The organism is Terriglobus sp. (assembly GCF_965201105.1).
Classification (GTDB): domain Bacteria; phylum Acidobacteriota; class Terriglobia; order Terriglobales; family Acidobacteriaceae; genus Terriglobus.
Genome location: NZ_OZ241741.1, coordinates 2,006,746 through 2,021,742, shown reverse-complemented (window position 1 = coordinate 2,021,742; position 14,997 = coordinate 2,006,746). Strand labels below are relative to the sequence as shown.

The following is a 14,997-nucleotide window of genomic DNA, read 5'->3' as shown; positions in this document are numbered from 1 at the left end:
TTCCGACTGGCATCAGGCCGATTTGGCATGCGTCCGCCCGGACCGCGCGGCAGACTTCGGTGCTGCTTTCTTTGCCGGCATCTTCAGCACCTTTGATGTTTGTTTGACCGCGTCTGCCTTCTTCTCGCTGCGCGATGCTTTCTTTCGCATTTCTTCCTCTTCGGTGGCCCGGTCATTGCCACCGTTGTTCCGAAGCGAATCACGCAATGCATCCATCAGGTTTACGACTTTGGCGCGGCGCGGCGCGGGCGCTTCCTGCGGAATCGGCTCGTGGTTCACCTTCGCATCGATCAACTCTTTTAACGCGATCTCATAGCCGTCCTGATACTTGCCGGGATCGAACTTGCCTGTTTTGCGCTTGATCAGTTGTTCGGCCAGGTCAAGCTGGTCTTCTTCGATCTCAACAGGGCTCAGGCCGCCAAAGTATTCCATCGGGTTCCGCAGCTCCTGCTGGTACCGCATGGTGTACGCCATCAGCCCGGGGTGCTGATCATCGTCGTTGGACTTGATTGCAAGCACATGCTCACGGCCGCCAAATGCGATTTTTCCAATGGCAACCTTCTTTGCCGCGCGCATTGCCTTGCGCACCACGGCGAAAGCCTCCATCTGCGCGTCTCCGTCGGGCGTAACAAAATACGGCTTCTCAAAATAGGCAGGGTCGATCTCTGATTCGTTCACAAATTGCTCGATCGCAATGGAGTGCTTCGACGGAACCCGCAGGTTGGCGATCTCGCTTGGCTCGATCGTCACGTACTGGCCCTTGGCGTACTCATAACCCTTCACAATGTCGTCTTTGGCAACCGTGGGGGCTTCACCGCCTTCTTCCAGCGCACCCTCGTCAACCGCGCTTTGCAGTACCTTCTGGTGGCGCACGCGTTCACCCGTGGAGCGGCTGATCTGGTGAAATCGGATCTCGCTCTTGTACTCCGTCGCCACGAAGAACTTGACACCAAAGCTCACCAAAGAAATCTGGATCGAACCTGACCAGTACGGACGCGCCATTTTGAGCACCTCGAGTGTCTAGTCTGATTCAAGCTCCCCGCTGTAGGGATGCACGTGTCTCGGCAAGGTCCGATCCCGCGACAAGCCCGGCAAGCACGCGGTGAGCCGGCACGATCACGACGGCTTCTACGCGAACTGCATGCTGACAGTGCCCGCGTGGTCAAACTCCACAAGCACCTGCGCACTCGCGGTCGCCCATGTCACGCCGGTCCAACTTCCGGTCGTTACCCACTGGCCCGCATGCAGGCCGCCGGTCCGGGCCGCGCCCTCGTTCGCAAGATACGTGAGCAGCCGCAGAAAGTCGGTGCCGCCAGGATTGGAAGCCACGCTTTCTACGCGCACGCTGCCGTCGATGATCAGGTGCACCCCCTCCTGCTGCCAGTCCACCTCACGCCATTCCTGCATCGCGGGCCCGGTCACGAAACCACCGTGCATCTGCATGTCGGCCAGCATGCTTTCCCGCGGCGCGGCCAGCGGGTCGGTCAGCGCCGACTCGATAATCTCGATCGCGGGGTGACAGGTGCCAATTGCTGCCAGAACCTCATCGCGGGTGTACGGCTCAGCGCGACGCGGCAGGTCCTTCGCAACCTGAAAGGCGATCTCCGCCTCCACGCCGTGTAGCCGGTGCATCGGCCCGCGAAACAGTGTCCCGTTCAGGCCCATCCACAGCGCCGGCATCGGCGCAAAGAAGGGAACACCGTCCGGCGTGCGCGCGCCGATCTTCCATCCGCCAATCTCGCCGTACGCGCGCATCATCGTGTCCTGGACGAAGAACGCCTCCTCCTCGGTCGCGGGACGCTGCTCCTCCGGCAATCCGGCTACGGGCTCGCCGGTGCGGCGGTGATCCAGCAAAAAGTCGGCAGTGCGGAACAGAACGTCTTCGCGGGCGGCGCTCAGGTTGCTCATCAAATCTCCGGCGTTCGTCGTAAATCGGCTTCAGAACACTGTGATGCGATCCGCTGCCGTGTAGCCACGTGAAGAATGGACCAGACGAATAATCCCGGCGGCAATCCACCGCGCAATGCCAAGCGTCTACATCTTCGGAGGATCACCATGCTGCTACGCAAAGCGCCAGAGTTTCTCTCATCCGAGATCACGCCGAAAGAAAAGTTCCTGAACCGGCGCAATCTGATCTTTGGCGGCCTGGCACTTGCCGGTCTGACCTATGAGGCCCGCAAGAAGCTGCCACCGATCGGCACACCCAGCGTGGCGTTTGCCGCCAACAAGCTGCCGTCGCACCCGGGCAGCTTTCCGCCGGTCAATGAAACGCTCACGCCCAAGCAGAAAGCCATCACCTACAACAACTTCTACGAATTCGGCACGGACAAGCGGGACCCGGCAGACCACGCCGGCAGCCTGCACACGCGGCCATGGACGGTGACGCTGGAGGGTCTCTGCAGCAATCCAAAGACGGTCGGCATCGACGACCTGATGCGTTATCGCCCGTTGGAGGATCGCACCTATCGCTTCCGCTGCGTCGAGGCGTGGAGCATGGTCGTTCCCTGGATCGGCTACTCGCTGGCGGAGTTGATCAAATTCGCGCAGCCGAAAGCCGAGGCGAAATACGTCGAGTTCATCTCGTTTTTCGACCCTCGGCAGGAGCCCGACGCCCCAAGCATGATCGAGTGGCCCTATCGCGAGGGCCTTCGCATGGACGAGGCGATGCACCCGCTGACTCTGCTCACCTTTGGCTCCTACGGGGAAGCGCTCGAAAATCAGCAGGGCGCTCCCGTACGCGTCATCGTGCCTTGGAAGTACGGTTTCAAATCGGCAAAATCGATCACGCGCATCCGCTTCGTCGCCAACGAGCCCACAACCACATGGGACACGCTGAGCCCAAGCGAGTATGGCTTCTATAGCAACGTGAACCCGCAGCGTGATGCCCCGCGCTGGAGCCAGGCGCACGAACGCCGTATCGACACCTCCATTCTGCCGCACACCATTCCCACGCTGCCGTTCAACGGCTATGCTGAGCAGGTCGCCGGTCTGTACAAGGGCATGGACCTGATCAAGAATTACTGACGACCCGGAGGGCAGGGCAGAGGACGCATGAACAACCGCGCGGTGCAATGGGTCAAGCCACTCGTTTTTCTGCTGTTTCTGGCACCGTCGCTGTTGTTAGTGCGTGGTCTGTTGACGAATAACCTGGGTACCGACCCGGTCACCACGCTCACACACAATACCGGTGACCTGGCCGTTTACTGTCTCCTCGTCGGCCTTGCAATCTCACCCGTACGGAAGCTCTCGCCGAAGTTCGGCTTCCTTGTCCGGTTCCGCCGCATGGTCGGCCTGTTCGCCTTTTATTACGCGACACTGCACCTGCTCATTTACATCTTTCTGTTCTCCGGTTTTGACGTTACGGCGGCCCTTGCAAACGCAAAGGCGCACCAATGGTTGGCGCTGAAGCAGAACTGGATCGACGTCTGGCCGACACTCCGTGACGATCTGCAGAAACGGCTGTTCATTCAGGTCGGCCTGCTGGCCTGGCTGCTTCTGTTGGCGCTCGCTCTCACTTCACCGCAGTGGGTGCTGCGGAAAATGGGTGGCCGGCCGTGGCAGACATTGCACCGGTTGGTCTATGGCGCGGCGGTGCTGGCCCTTGTGCATTACTGGTGGCTGGTGAAGAAAGGTAACCTGGAGCCATTGCGCGACACGCTTGTGCTTGCCCTGCTGCTGCTGGCGCGCCCGGCCTGGACCTGGTGGCAGAAGCGCCGTGTCCGGCCAACGCTTCAGACCGCATCCTGATTGCGCGGGGCAAGCGTTCCATGCTCGCAGCCCCAACCGCCAGGAAAGTTTGTTTCAGAAAGATGAGATAGCAGGCGAGCCACGGTTCACATGCACTTGGACGTGCCGTGCCGACCCCAATCAATCGAACAGGCTTTCCGACATTAGCATCGCTTCCGGTTCCGTCATCGCCATCAGCGTGTAGTACTCAAAGTCGCCGTATCGCTCCCAATAGGGTTTCACCTTGTCAAACAGCACGGCCTGCGAAGTATGCGCCAGAAACGCTTCCTTCTTGCGCTTCTTCACTGTGCGAATATCCAGCTTCACGGTCCACGGCGTCGGCAGCACGGCTTCGCGATCGGCAAGTGTGAAGTCACTCGTCAAATGAAACAGCCGGCGTGGCGTCCATGGCTCCAAACCCAGCTCTGGATAGCGCTTTGCGCGCGCCGACCAGCGAAACGCGATCGAGGTCACGGCACTTACGGTCGCGTGGTCGGGATGCAAATTTAACCCGCCATCCAGGCCGAACGTCAGCACCACATCCGGCTTCCAGGTGCGCATCCGCTGCACCAGCTTGCGCCCAGCCTCGTGCAGATCCGCAAACTCAAGCTGCCCGTCCTGGTAGTCCAGCAACTCATGGCTCGGTCACACCCAAAATGCGGCAGCTTGCCGCCAGCTCCTCGCGGCGCATGCGGCCCAGGTCAGCGGCGTCCTTCGACTCGCCTCGATGGGTGGCGGCCTGACCGTCCGTCAGGCAGATTACATTGGTTTGCCAGCCCAGGCCGGCCGCCAGTGCCAGTGATCCACCAAAGCCGAAGCATTCATCATCCGGGTGCGCAACCACGCACATCAGTCTTCCAGGCATATTTCGTCCTCTCCGGGCGCGTCGTCCAGAATCACGTCCAACGCATCGTCCTCACGCAACGCTTCTTCTTCCAGGCGCTCCTCATTCTCCAGAGCAAGCCGCAACGCTTCCACGCCGTAGAACTTGGCGACAGGCGCAAAGCTTCTGCGGTGCAGTTCGCAAGGTCCGTGCTCCTGCAAAGCCGCCCGGTGCTCGGGCGTGGCGTAACCCTTGTGGCTGGCTAAACCGTATTGCGGAAATTGGATGTCCAACTCGCGCATCATCGCATCCCGGTGCACCTTCGCGATCACGCTGGCGGCCGCAATCGAAATCGAAAGCGAATCCCCATAGATGATCTTCGTTTGCGCGCAGGCATGGTCGATGCGCAGGGCGTCAATCAGCAGGTGATCGGGCGCCATGGTCAGCGCGTCCACTGCCAGCCGCATCGCCAGCCGGCTCGCCTGGTAGATGTTGATGCGGTCGATACCGGCGGCATTCACCTCGCCGATGCCAAAGGCCAGCGCTGCCTTGCGGACTTCCCGGTCCAGCCGTTCGCGTTCCGCGCGCGACAACTGCTTTGAGTCGCGCAGACCCAGCCGCTGCAGCCGTGTGGTGCGCCGCGGCAGGATGACGGCTGCTGCAACCACCGGGCCGAACAGAGCACCGCGGCCCACCTCGTCAATGCCGGCAATCGAGGCAAAGCCACGGTACCGCAGCGCCTCCTCGGGTGCGTCCGAACAGACCGCCTCCCGCAGCATCTGCTCTTTCGTGCGCCCGGCAGGCACCATCGGCCGCTTGCGCCGGAACTCCGCCGGAACTCCCGGTTTCGCCTTTGGCCGTGCAGTAACCTTTCCGGCGACAGGAGTTCTTTGCTTCACCACGGCTGATTCAAGTGTACCGGCCCGAAACAGGGATTGCCGGTAGCCGGAGCACCTGCTGTTTAGCCGTTTCACGTCACTTCAGCTTTCTTAAAGACTCCGCCGTCACGCGCCTCCCATTGTTGGGTTTCGCTCCTGTGCGGCTCGCGACGATCAATCTCGCCACGCACCAGCCCCTTCCGGCTCAGCCCACCGCCGCGCAAGCCACACCGCCAGGCACTACGACACAGTCCAGCGCGCACGCTGTACCCGCTGCGAGCTGCTTGGGCACCGCGCAAATTCATCGCTCGCACCCTGCACCTGCTGAAATCCAAGAAAGGTATTGCCGAAGCAGACAGCACAATGGGACCATGCGTCATCACAGTCCAGAGTGCTGCACCGTCGGTGCAGCGCAACGGAACGCATCAGCACACAGGGGTGAATAGGATGGCGCTTTCAAAGACGACGCAGGACCACGACGAGATTCGCGCGTGGGCAGAAAAGCGGGGCGGCCGCCCGGCAGATGTGGCGAGTACGGAACACGGAGACGAGGTCGGCATCATCCGCCTCGAGTTTCCAGATGCTCCGAACGCAAACGATGACAACCTGAAGGAGATCGACTGGGAACCGTTCTTCAAGAAGTTCGACGAGAGCGGCCTTGTGATGGTGTATCAGGAAGTGACCGCAGAAGGTGCGGAGAGCAACTTCAATAAGTTCGTTCACCCGGACAGTTTGTCCGAAAGTGCGAAGGAGTCGGTGACGACCAAGTCGGCAAAGAAGACGCCTGCAAAGAAGACCACGGCAAAGTCGGCTTCGAAAAAGGCAACATCTGCTGCTTCGGGGAAGACGACGAGCAAGACAGCCGCGAAGAAGACAGCCGCCAAGTCGACAGGCAGCAAGGGGTACCAGGGCGGTCGCGGACCCAACAAACCGGCCACCAAAGCAGCCGCCAAAAAGGCCCCGGCCAAAAAGGCCCCTGCCAAGAAGACCGCCTCGAAAACGACGACAAAAAAGACAGCCGCCAAGTCGACGGGCAGCAAGGGTTACCAGGGCCGTCGCGGACCCAACAAGCCCGCCACCAAGACAGCCGCGAAGAAAGCGCCTGCCAAGAAAACCGCTGCAAAGAAAACCGCCTCGAAAACCCCTGCCAAGAAAACAACCGCAAAGTCAACCGGCAGCAAGGGATACCAGGGCGGCCGTGGACCGAACAAGCCGGCGACCAAGGCAGCTGCCAAGAAGACAACGCGTCGTTAAAGCTCGTCGCCGCCGGCAGCTACATAGATGCTGTGTATGCTGCTGGCTAGGTTTGTACCTTTGATCCATCGGGGAGTCTGGCAATGCCAGACTCTTCTTTGCGTCTCTTGTACGCCTATTCCACATCGCGATGCTCTGCATCGCATCGTCCCACAGCCTTCGGGGAACCCTGCTTGTCTGGTTGGAACATCGTTATTTTTGGCCTCACCGTAAGCTCATCCTGGGGCAATGGGCACGCCACGTTGTGGCGCGGCCTTCTGCGCGCGCTTGGTGACCGCGGCCACCGCATTACTTTTTTCGAAAAAGATGTGCAGTACTATCGCGACGCCCGCGACCTTACCGACCTGCCAGGCGGCGGCGCGCTGCGCTTGTACCAGGACCTTGCAAGCATCCGCGTTGAGGCACAGCGAGCGCTCGATGACGCCGACGTCGCGATCGTCACGAGCTACTGTCCGGACGGCAGCGCCGTTGCCGAAATGCTGCTCGCCTCCAAGGCAGGGATCAAGGTTTTCTACGACCTGGACACACCCGTTACGCTTCGTTCGCTTGCAACAGGAGCGCATCCTGAGTACCTGCCCAGCAATGGCCTGGCCGGTTTCGACCTGGTGCTGAGCTACACAGGCGGCCGCGCACTCACCGAGCTACAGCAGCGCCTCGGTGCCCGTAACGTCGCGCCGCTCTACGGCTGGGTCGACCCGGTGCAGCACCATCCAGTTCCCGCACAGGATCATTACCGCTGCGACCTGTCCTACCTGGGCACGTACGCACCAGATCGGCAGCCTGCTCTGGACCGGCTCTTTTTGGAACCCGCGCGAACGTTACCGGGATGCACATTTCTGATCGGCGGGGCACAATACCCGGCGGATTTCCCCTGGACCAGCAATCTCTACTTCCACCGGCACGTGCCACCTGTCGCGCACCCGGCCTTCTTCTCGTCATCGCGGTGGACATTGAACATCACGCGGCAGGCCATGGCGGAGTACGGTTTCTGTCCGTCTGGCCGCTTGTTCGAAGCGGCAAGCTGCGGCACTCCTCTGCTGAGCGACCACTGGGAAGGCCTGGATACGTTTCTGACGCCGGGCGAGCAGATCGTTCTGGTCGATACCGCGGAGGACGTCGTGCATGCGTTGCAACTCGCAGACGCAGAACGCGACCGGATCGCCCGTCAGGCGCGCGAGCGCGTTCTGGTCGAACACACTGCGGACGCACGCGCTCGCACACTGGAAGCTCTGCTGGAACAAGCCAGGCCGCACGCCGCACCCGTGCTCGCATCGGCGGGGATCCGCTAGCCATGTGGGGCATCATTCCGGCCGCCGGCCTTGGCAGTCGCATTCAGCCGCTCGCGTTCAGTAAAGAGCTGCTTCCCGTTGGCAGCCGCGTGGAGGCGGACGGCACGGAACGTCCACGCGCGGTGAGCGAGTACTTGGTCGAGCGCCTGATCGCCGCCGGCTGCGACAAACTTTGCTTTGTCATCTCACCGGGAAAATCTGACATCCTGGCCTACTACGGATCGCGAATCTGGGGCGCCGACATCGTCTATACCGTGCAGCCCACCGCTGGCGGCCTTTGCGACGCCTTGTTTCGTGCCGCCACCGTGGTCGGACCCGATGAGCCGGTCGCCATCGGCCTGCCCGACACGATCTGGTTTCCGGCGGACGGCCTGGCGCTGTTGCCGACGGATCGCCTATCGTTCCTGCTGTTCCCGGTCGAGCGGCCGGAACTCTTCGACGCTGTCGTGACGGATGAGAGCGGCGAAGTCAAGACGATTCAGGTGAAGCAACCCGACGCCACAAGCCGGTGGGTGTGGGGCGCGCTGCGCATGCCCGGACACATCTTTCACGAGCTTCACGCACTGTGGACCCGGCCGGAACGCCAGGACGAATATCTGGGCACGCTGGTGAACGCCTGGCTCGCGCAGGGAGGCCGTGCCGCAGGCGTGCAGGCGGGCTGCTCCTACGTGGACACCGGCACGCTGCACGGCTACCGTGCCGCCATTCGCCTGCTCTCGGAACCCGGTACTCAAGGCGATTATCCCACCGGCCGATAAGCTCTGCATCCTGCTCGCGCGGCACGTGGCGGAGACTTGTAACAGGGCATTGAGCACATTTCCGAAGATCTTGTTGTGCTCACGCTGGTCATATGCCTGCTCACATCGCCTTCATGCGGCCGAGGCGATACGTCATCCAGCCGCGTTTCTCGCGATGCGTGTTTCCCTTCAAAGCCTGCTGGTTATTGGCATTTGCTCTTTGTTCTGAACGATCGTCCTGCACTCGGTTGGTGTGTATGAGTCGCACCGCGTCGCGAGCATGCGAGATCTCATGCTGCGCCTCTACACAGGCGTGGGCATCTGCTCGGTGTTGGTGCGCGGCTTCAGCGTCCCGCATAATCAAGAGCGAGGGATAGTGCGATGCGCTACGGATACTGGATGCCAGTCTTTGGTGGCTGGCTGCGCAACGTGGACGATGAGGGCATGGAGGCGAGCTGGGCCTATACCCGGCGCCTGGCGCAACGCAGCGAACAGATCGGCTTCGACCTTTCGCTCATCGCCGAGCTGAATTTAAACGACATCAAGGGCGTCGATGCGCCCAGCCTGGACGCCTGGTCGATCGCCGCCGCGCTGGCCGCAGTGACCGAGACGCTGGAACTTATGGTTGCCGTGAGACCGACCTTTCATGCGCCCGCTCTGTTCGCCAAGCAGGCTGCCAGCATCGACTGCATCTCCAATGGCCGGCTTGCGCTGAACGTCGTCTCGTCGTGGTGGCAGCAGGAAGCCGCGATGTACGGCGTGCATTTCGACCAGCACGACGACCGCTATAGCCGCACCAGCGAGTGGCTCGACGTGGTGAACGGCATCTGGTCCGAGCCGCGCTTCAGCCATACCGGCAAGCACTACACGGTCACGGAAACCGTCATGGAACCGAAGCCGGTGCGCTCGCCGCGTCCGCCTATTTATGCCGGCGGCGAGAGTGAAGCCGCAAAGAACCTGATTGCGCAGAAATGCGATGCATACGTGATGCACGGTGATTCGCCCGAGCACGTCGGCGCAAAGATCGCCGACATGCAACAGCGTCGCGAGCGCTTCGGTCTGCCGCCAATGCAGTACGGCGTCGCTGGGTACGCCCTCGTCCGCGAGACCGACGCCGAGGTCAAACAAGAGCTGGCACGCATCACCGACGTGAATGCGAGCGCAAAAGGTTTCGCCAACTATCAGCAGTGGCTCAGCGGCACGCAGCTCGAGCGGCAGATGTCGATCGAGGAGTACTCCGTCTCCAACCGCGGGCTTCGTTCCGGCCTGACCGGAACGCCGCAACAGGTCGCGGACCGTATCGGCGAATTTGAAAAGGTTGGCGTAGACCTCTTGTTGCTGCAGTTCAGCCCGCAACTGGAAGAGATGGAGCGATTCAGCGGAGCGGTCATTCGCGGCTAAGCCGCCTCTGTTCGCGCCGCCAAAGCTATGGCTTGCTGGTTCGCAGGTGCGCTCACGCCGGCATCTGAAAGAACTCCGTGAGCGGGCGCATCTGGTCCGTCGTCCAGCTTTCCGGCATCAACACCAGGCTTCGCGCGGGCGGCAAATACCACAGCAGCGCCTGCGTTTGTCGTGCGGCGGTCGCCTGGTCGGGGAACTCACTCATCTTCCTGCCGATGACCAGGTTTCGGCTTGGAGCCATGCCGGGAACAATCATCAGAGCGATGCGCGGATCAGCCATGTGCCAGCCCGCTGTCAGGTGCCGATGAAGCATGCCAGCTGTGTGCGCCGGCAGCAATGTGACGTTTGGCGAGCCGACTAGAATCTGTGTTTCTTTCTGCGCGGTAAAGGTCTCCATGCCATGCTCGTCCTTCGCTTGTGCCTCTGACTTTTCCGCGATCTCCTGCACATCCAGCGGGTCGCCGCGCCACGAGTCATAGAGCAGCAGGCTGTCAACACGTCCCATACTCAACACAAACTCAGGCTCAGTTGCCGCGGGCGAGCGAAAGATCGCAATGCCGGCGCCACGCTCGACCGCAAAGGGTGCGACGTTTGAGAGCGAGTTGGACTGGAACGGCTTGCCAGGCTCGGGTACGTGCATGCGAGCGTAGGTGAACGTGTCCGGGCCCTGAAAAAAGGGCGGTTCGGCGACTTCGAGCGAGGCGTGCCACGCCGTGTCGAAAAATGCGTCGAGCCACGCGTTGTTGCGCTGCTCGCGTGACACCTGAAACAGTTCGGCGAGGCGGCTGGTCTTCTCCAGATCAAACATGTGGTCGCGGTCCTGGCTGAAGCGGCGCGATTCGTTCATGCGCGGTTCAGATGCGCCGCAGGCGCGAACTGCCACTTGCGAAGTGCGGGCTGATTCCGGCACATTGGTGCATGCCCGCACGTGCCCAGGTTCCTGCCCGCCTCAGCCACATCGCTCCTGCCGTCGTCCAATCCGAAATACGCGCGATGAGCGTTGCGTGCGACGCTGCGGGTGGCGTAAACCTGGCGCAGGGCATCTGCGACACGCCGGTTCCCGCGCCGGTCGAACAGGGCGCGATTGAGGCGATTCGCGCCGGGCTCAACATCTACACGCGGCTGGACGGCATTGCGGCGCTGCGCGAAGCGATCGCGGCCAAGTTGCAGCAGCACAATGGCATTACGGCCGACCCGGACAAAGAGGTGCTGGTGACGAATGGCGCCACGGGTGCGCTCTACACGACATTGCTGGCGTTGCTAAATCCGGGCGACGAGGTCATCTTCTTCGAGCCGTTCTACGGGTATCACGTCAGCACCGTGCTGAGTCTGCGCATGGTCGCCCAAGTGGTTCCGCTGACCGCGCCGGATTGGAAGCTCGATTCGGACGCGCTGCGCGCCGCTGTTTCGGAGCGTACACGCGCGATCATCATCAACACGCCATCCAATCCGTCGGGCAAGGTGTTCAGCCGCGCGGAACTTGAAGCGGTCGCGGCGGTGGCGCAGGAACATGACCTGTATGTCATCGTGGACGAGATTTATGAGTATTTCGTGTATGACGGCGCCGAGCATGTTTCCATGGCGACGCTGCCCGGCATGCGCGAACGGACGATTACGATTTCGGGGCTTTCGAAAACGTTCAGCGTGACGGGCTGGCGCATCGGCTACCTTACGGCGCCCGCAGACCTGGTGCCGGCGATCGGGTATTTTCACGATCTCGTGTACATCTGTCCGCCTTCGCCGGCGCAGTATGGTGCGCTGGCCGGGCTGACGCAGTTGGCAAAAACTTCGTTCTACGACGATTTGCGCGCGGATCACCAGCGCAAGCGCGATCTGCTTTGCGATGCATTGCGGACAGCATGCTTCCAGGCGCCAAAGCCGGCGGGCGCGTACTACATTTTCGCGGACGCATCGCACATTCCGGGCGCGACCGCGGCGGAGCGAGCGCGGACGCTGCTGCGTGACACTGGCGTGGCGGCGGTTGCAGGTTCAGCATTCTTTCGCGAGGGCAGGGGCGAGACGATGCTGCGGTTCTGCTTTGGAAAGCGAGATGAAGATTTAGAGCGCGCGTGCGAGGCGCTGCGCTCGAACCCTTGACCCCAGGTAGTAGCCCCGAACAACGCGCAGACATAGTCTTCAGCCTGTGTCAAAGATTCTTGACACAGCCAGGTGGAGGCGTTAGCTTCTGATGTGTCAAGAATGTTTGACAAAATAGGAGGCGTGGCTTGGGCTATCAGGAGAAGAGGGTTTGGATTCTGTTTGGAACGCAACTGGCGCTGTATGGAAGCTACTTCTGGCTCCTGCATCACCGACACGTACAACTGGTCGACACGCTATATTTGGTGTTGGCAATCATTGTGGCCCAGATTGTCTTGCAGAGCCTGCTCGCTATGACAAGCAATCCGGAGCGGCGCGATGAGCGCGACCGGGTGATCGAAAGCCGAGCGTACCGCGTCGGGTATTTCGTTTTGCTGACGGGTCTGGCGATGATGATCGCCCTGACCGCGCACCACCTTGGGTTTCTGGCCGCGTTGACTGCGGCGGCGGTGATCAACACACTGCTGTTTGCGGTGGCAGCCGCTGAGTTGACCAAACTCGTCACGCAGATGGTGCTGTACCGGCGGACGGCATGATTCGAAACCGATTGCGGGAGTTGCGGGCGGACCGCGGATTGACGCAGGGCGATGTCGCGAGCCGGATTGGGGTTTCGCGGCAGACGCTGAATGCCATCGAGGGAGGGAAATACTCGCCTTCGCTTGAGGTCGCGTTTCGGATTGCGGAGGTGTTGGGGGTGGCGTTGGAGCGGGTATTTTGGTTTGTGGCGGGGTGAGACGCGGCGCTTCAGGTGGGTTGACGCCCCCGGGTTTGCATGGCGGAGGGTTTGTCGCGGCTTCACCGCCTTCAGCTGTTTTGCTCGAGGCGTAGTGCTGCTCAGAAGAAAAGCAGATCCTTCGCTTCGCTCGGGATGACACTCTCTTTGGGGAGCCTAGACGGTCTGCTGAAGAAGTTGTTCGTAACGGGCGATTTGGTCGAGAGTGTAGGCGTGCATGTCTTCGTTGCGGGCGTGGGCGCGGTACCAGTTGACGAGCCACTCGAGGGTGGTGCCGATGTGGAGGCTGGGGCGCCAGCCGAATTCGGCGCGGGCTTTGCTGGCGTCGAGCTTGAGGTAGCCCGCTTCGTGGGCGCCGGGATCGGCATCAAGGATCCACTGGGCACCATCGCCCCAGACCTGCACCATCTTTTCGGCGATGCGGCTGACGGGCCAGGCGTCGTCGTCGGCGGGGCCGAAATTCCAGGGGGAGGCGGCGGTGCTATTGCCCTTGTAGAGCTCTTCCGCGATGCGGATATAGCCCCAGAGCGGTTCAAGGACGTGCTGCCAGGGGCGGATCGAGTTGGGTCGGCGGATGCGGACGGCTTCGCCGCGCAGGAAGCCCTTGACGAGGTCGGGAATGAGGCGGTCGTCGGACCAGTCACCACCGCCGATGACGTTGCCGGCGCGGGCAGAGGCGATGCCACAGCGGTGCTCGGCGAATTTCGAGACGTTGAAGAAGGACTGCCGGTACGCGGCGGTAACGAGTTCGGCGCAGGCTTTGGACGAGGAGTAGGGGTCGTAGCCGCCGAGCGGATCGGTTTCACGGTATCCCCAGTGCCACTCCTTGTTCTCGTAGCATTTGTCTGTCGTGACGGAGACAACGGCGCGGACGGACGGGGTCTTGCGGACGGCCTCAAGGACGTGGCCGGTGCCGAGCACATTCGTCGCATACGTCCCGAGCGGGTCGACGTACGAAAGGCGCACGAGCGGTTGCGCGGCCATGTGAATGACGATGTCGGGCTTGAACTCTGTCATCGAGGCTTCGAGCCTGGCGCGATCGAGGATGTCGCCACGGACGTCTTCGATGACGGTGGGGATTTTGGCGGCGTCAAGCAGGTTGGGCGTGGTGTAGGGGTCGAGCGCGTAGCCACGGACGTGCGCGCCCAGGCTCGCAAGCCAGAGTGATAGCCAGCCGCCCTTGAAGCCCGTGTGACCGGTGAGGAAGACGCGGCGATTCTGCCAAACGGTACGGTCGGGGCCGGTTACCAGAGCTTCCAAGGAGCCTTGCCTTTCGCCCATAGATCTTCGAGCTGATGTTTGTCGCGTAGGGCGTCCATGGCTTGCCAGAAGCCGTGGTGGAAGAAAGCCTGCACCTGGCCTTTGCTGACGAGAGATTCCATCGGTTTCTGCTCAAACATCCACTCGTCGTCGGTGATTTCTTCGAGGACGCGCGGCGAGAGCACAAAAAAGCCGCCGTTGATCCATCCGCCTTCGTCCTTGGGTTTCTCCTGAAAGGCGTAGACGTGCGAATCCTTCAAGCCCAGGGCCCCGAAGCGGGCCTGCGGCTGGACGGAGGTGAGAGTCACTTCTTTGCCGTGCTGTTTGTGGAACTCGATCAGCTCGGTGATGTTGACGTCGGAGACGCCATCGCCATAGGTCATGCAGAAGGCGTCCTCGCCCTGCAGGTACTGACCGACGCGGCGCAGACGGCCGCCGGTGCCGGAGTTGTCGCCCGTGTCGACCAGGGTGACGCGCCAGGGCTCGGCGACCGACTGGTGCACGGTCATGGCGTTCTTTTCCATGTCAAAAGTGACGTCGGACATGTGAAGGTAGTAGTTGGCGAAGTACTCCTTGATCACGTAGCCCTTGTACCCGCAGCAGACGATGAAGTCGTTGATGCCATAGTGCGAGTAGATCTTCATGATGTGCCAGAGGATTGGGCGGCCGCCGATCTCGACCATGGGCTTGGGACGAACGGATGTTTCTTCGCTGAGCCGGGTCCCCAAACCGCCGGCCAGAATGACTGCCTTCATGCGTACCCCGATGCCTGGAAGGCCGTGCACTTTGTGCGCAAAGT

Annotated in this window: 18 protein-coding genes; 9 read left to right on the top strand and 9 right to left on the bottom strand. The window is 61.5% G+C overall.

All coding sequences use genetic code 11. The features are described 5' to 3' along the window. Positions 1 to 12 precede the first annotated feature (12 nt). Positions 13 to 1,002: a Ku protein gene (locus ACOFKT_RS08820; protein ID WP_419807028.1), complete on the bottom strand. Its 990-nt coding sequence runs from the start codon at positions 1,000 to 1,002 to the stop codon at positions 13 to 15. 126 nt (positions 1,003 to 1,128) lie between these two features. Further along, the gene (locus tag ACOFKT_RS08815) at positions 1,129 to 1,908 is read right to left on the bottom strand and encodes a 2-keto-4-pentenoate hydratase (protein WP_419807027.1); all 780 of its coding nucleotides are present in this window, start codon (positions 1,906 to 1,908) and stop codon (positions 1,129 to 1,131) included. A gap of 147 nt (positions 1,909 to 2,055) precedes the next feature. On the opposite strand from ACOFKT_RS08815, the gene msrP reads away from it, so the two are divergent. Together msrP and ACOFKT_RS08805 are read left to right on the top strand one after the other, a co-directional pair. Beyond that, positions 2,056 to 3,024 carry a protein-methionine-sulfoxide reductase catalytic subunit MsrP gene (gene msrP / locus ACOFKT_RS08810; protein ID WP_419807026.1) on the top strand — a complete coding sequence of 323 codons (969 nt, stop codon included), beginning with the start codon at positions 2,056 to 2,058 and terminating at the stop codon, positions 3,022 to 3,024. A 27-nt stretch (positions 3,025 to 3,051) separates the two neighbouring features. Further along, on the top strand, positions 3,052 to 3,747 hold the full coding sequence (locus ACOFKT_RS08805; protein ID WP_419807025.1) for a sulfite oxidase heme-binding subunit YedZ: 696 nt from the start codon (positions 3,052 to 3,054) through the stop codon (positions 3,745 to 3,747). 120 nt (positions 3,748 to 3,867) lie between these two features. On the opposite strand, the gene ACOFKT_RS08800 is transcribed toward ACOFKT_RS08805, so the two are convergent. From ACOFKT_RS08800 to ACOFKT_RS08790, 3 genes are read right to left on the bottom strand one after another with little or no spacing between them, the layout of a single operon-like run. Further along, on the bottom strand, positions 3,868 to 4,359 hold the full coding sequence (locus ACOFKT_RS08800) for a PIG-L deacetylase family protein (protein WP_419807024.1): 492 nt from the start codon (positions 4,357 to 4,359) through the stop codon (positions 3,868 to 3,870). A gap of 1 nt (position 4,360) precedes the next feature. Next, positions 4,361 to 4,591 carry a PIG-L family deacetylase gene (locus ACOFKT_RS08795; RefSeq protein WP_419807023.1) on the bottom strand — a complete coding sequence of 77 codons (231 nt, stop codon included), beginning with the start codon at positions 4,589 to 4,591 and terminating at the stop codon, positions 4,361 to 4,363. Then, positions 4,576 to 5,448 (bottom strand): ribonuclease HII, encoded by an 873-nt coding sequence (locus ACOFKT_RS08790; protein WP_419807022.1) that lies wholly within the window; start codon positions 5,446 to 5,448, stop codon positions 4,576 to 4,578. Before ACOFKT_RS08790 ends, ACOFKT_RS08795 begins: the two co-directional genes overlap by 16 nt. 426 nt (positions 5,449 to 5,874) lie before the next feature. Here ACOFKT_RS08790 and ACOFKT_RS08785 point away from each other — a divergent pair, with 426 nt between their 5' ends. The 3 genes from ACOFKT_RS08785 to ACOFKT_RS08775 all read left to right on the top strand — a co-directional run bounded on the left by ACOFKT_RS08785 (position 5,875) and on the right by ACOFKT_RS08775 (position 8,728). Continuing rightward, positions 5,875 to 6,681, top strand: a complete 807-nt coding sequence (locus ACOFKT_RS08785; RefSeq protein WP_419807021.1) for a hypothetical protein — start codon at positions 5,875 to 5,877, stop codon at positions 6,679 to 6,681. A 173-nt stretch (positions 6,682 to 6,854) separates the two neighbouring features. Beyond that, positions 6,855 to 7,970: a CgeB family protein gene (locus ACOFKT_RS08780; protein WP_419807020.1), complete on the top strand. Its 1,116-nt coding sequence runs from the start codon at positions 6,855 to 6,857 to the stop codon at positions 7,968 to 7,970. Positions 7,971 to 7,972: 2 nt separating this feature from the next. After that, positions 7,973 to 8,728: a sugar phosphate nucleotidyltransferase gene (locus ACOFKT_RS08775; RefSeq protein WP_419807019.1), complete on the top strand. Its 756-nt coding sequence runs from the start codon at positions 7,973 to 7,975 to the stop codon at positions 8,726 to 8,728. 100 nt (positions 8,729 to 8,828) lie between these two features. Here the strand turns inward: ACOFKT_RS08775 and ACOFKT_RS08770 are convergent, their stop codons facing one another. Beyond that, entirely contained in the window at positions 8,829 to 9,071 is a 243-nt protein-coding gene (locus tag ACOFKT_RS08770; RefSeq protein WP_419807018.1) for a hypothetical protein, read from the bottom strand. 17 nt (positions 9,072 to 9,088) lie between these two features. Between ACOFKT_RS08770 and ACOFKT_RS08765 the strand changes: the two genes are divergently transcribed. Continuing rightward, complete coding sequence (locus tag ACOFKT_RS08765; protein WP_419807017.1) at positions 9,089 to 10,108, top strand: LLM class flavin-dependent oxidoreductase; 1,020 nt, start codon at positions 9,089 to 9,091, stop codon at positions 10,106 to 10,108. Positions 10,109 to 10,160: 52 nt separating this feature from the next. On the opposite strand, the gene ACOFKT_RS08760 is transcribed toward ACOFKT_RS08765, so the two are convergent. Beyond that, a complete protein-coding gene (locus ACOFKT_RS08760) occupies positions 10,161 to 10,955 on the bottom strand; it encodes a hypothetical protein (protein WP_419807016.1) in 795 nt (264 codons plus the stop codon). A gap of 71 nt (positions 10,956 to 11,026) precedes the next feature. Here ACOFKT_RS08760 and ACOFKT_RS08755 point away from each other — a divergent pair, with 71 nt between their 5' ends. The 3 genes from ACOFKT_RS08755 to ACOFKT_RS08745 all read left to right on the top strand — a co-directional run bounded on the left by ACOFKT_RS08755 (position 11,027) and on the right by ACOFKT_RS08745 (position 12,938). Continuing rightward, entirely contained in the window at positions 11,027 to 12,205 is a 1,179-nt protein-coding gene (locus ACOFKT_RS08755; RefSeq protein WP_419807015.1) for a pyridoxal phosphate-dependent aminotransferase, read from the top strand. A gap of 128 nt (positions 12,206 to 12,333) precedes the next feature. Further along, on the top strand, positions 12,334 to 12,741 hold the full coding sequence (locus ACOFKT_RS08750) for a hypothetical protein (RefSeq protein WP_419807014.1): 408 nt from the start codon (positions 12,334 to 12,336) through the stop codon (positions 12,739 to 12,741). Further along, positions 12,738 to 12,938, top strand: coding sequence for a helix-turn-helix transcriptional regulator (locus ACOFKT_RS08745; protein WP_419807013.1), 201 nt, complete (start codon positions 12,738 to 12,740; stop codon positions 12,936 to 12,938). The genes ACOFKT_RS08750 and ACOFKT_RS08745 overlap by 4 nt, the downstream gene beginning before the upstream one ends. Positions 12,939 to 13,094: 156 nt before the next feature. Here ACOFKT_RS08745 and rfbG read toward each other — a convergent pair whose 3' ends face one another. Continuing rightward, complete coding sequence (gene rfbG, locus ACOFKT_RS08740) at positions 13,095 to 14,198, bottom strand: CDP-glucose 4,6-dehydratase (RefSeq protein ID WP_419807012.1); 1,104 nt, start codon at positions 14,196 to 14,198, stop codon at positions 13,095 to 13,097. Continuing rightward, positions 14,183 to 14,953 carry a glucose-1-phosphate cytidylyltransferase gene (gene rfbF, locus ACOFKT_RS08735; RefSeq protein WP_419807011.1) on the bottom strand — a complete coding sequence of 257 codons (771 nt, stop codon included), beginning with the start codon at positions 14,951 to 14,953 and terminating at the stop codon, positions 14,183 to 14,185. The genes rfbG and rfbF overlap by 16 nt, the downstream gene beginning before the upstream one ends. Positions 14,954 to 14,997: the final 44 nt, after the last annotated feature.

What these genes read in the sequence shown, in the direction of transcription:
- ACOFKT_RS08785 (WP_419807021.1), top strand. Translation starts at nt 5,875, where the DNA reads ATGGCGCTTTCAAAGACGACGCAGGACCACGACGAGATTCGCGCGTGG.
- ACOFKT_RS08805 (WP_419807025.1), top strand. Translation starts at nt 3,052, where the DNA reads ATGAACAACCGCGCGGTGCAATGGGTCAAGCCACTCGTTTTTCTGCTG.
- msrP (WP_419807026.1), top strand. Translation starts at nt 2,056, where the DNA reads ATGCTGCTACGCAAAGCGCCAGAGTTTCTCTCATCCGAGATCACGCCG.
- ACOFKT_RS08795 (WP_419807023.1), bottom strand. Translation starts at nt 4,591, where the DNA reads ATGCCTGGAAGACTGATGTGCGTGGTTGCGCACCCGGATGATGAATGC.
- ACOFKT_RS08815 (WP_419807027.1), bottom strand. Translation starts at nt 1,908, where the DNA reads ATGAGCAACCTGAGCGCCGCCCGCGAAGACGTTCTGTTCCGCACTGCC.
- rfbF (WP_419807011.1), bottom strand. Translation starts at nt 14,953, where the DNA reads ATGAAGGCAGTCATTCTGGCCGGCGGTTTGGGGACCCGGCTCAGCGAA.
- ACOFKT_RS08745 (WP_419807013.1), top strand. Translation starts at nt 12,738, where the DNA reads ATGATTCGAAACCGATTGCGGGAGTTGCGGGCGGACCGCGGATTGACG.
- ACOFKT_RS08755 (WP_419807015.1), top strand. Translation starts at nt 11,027, where the DNA reads ATGCCCGCACGTGCCCAGGTTCCTGCCCGCCTCAGCCACATCGCTCCT.
- ACOFKT_RS08765 (WP_419807017.1), top strand. Translation starts at nt 9,089, where the DNA reads ATGCGCTACGGATACTGGATGCCAGTCTTTGGTGGCTGGCTGCGCAAC.
- ACOFKT_RS08760 (WP_419807016.1), bottom strand. Translation starts at nt 10,955, where the DNA reads ATGAACGAATCGCGCCGCTTCAGCCAGGACCGCGACCACATGTTTGAT.
- ACOFKT_RS08775 (WP_419807019.1), top strand. Translation starts at nt 7,973, where the DNA reads ATGTGGGGCATCATTCCGGCCGCCGGCCTTGGCAGTCGCATTCAGCCG.
- ACOFKT_RS08820 (WP_419807028.1), bottom strand. Translation starts at nt 1,002, where the DNA reads ATGGCGCGTCCGTACTGGTCAGGTTCGATCCAGATTTCTTTGGTGAGC.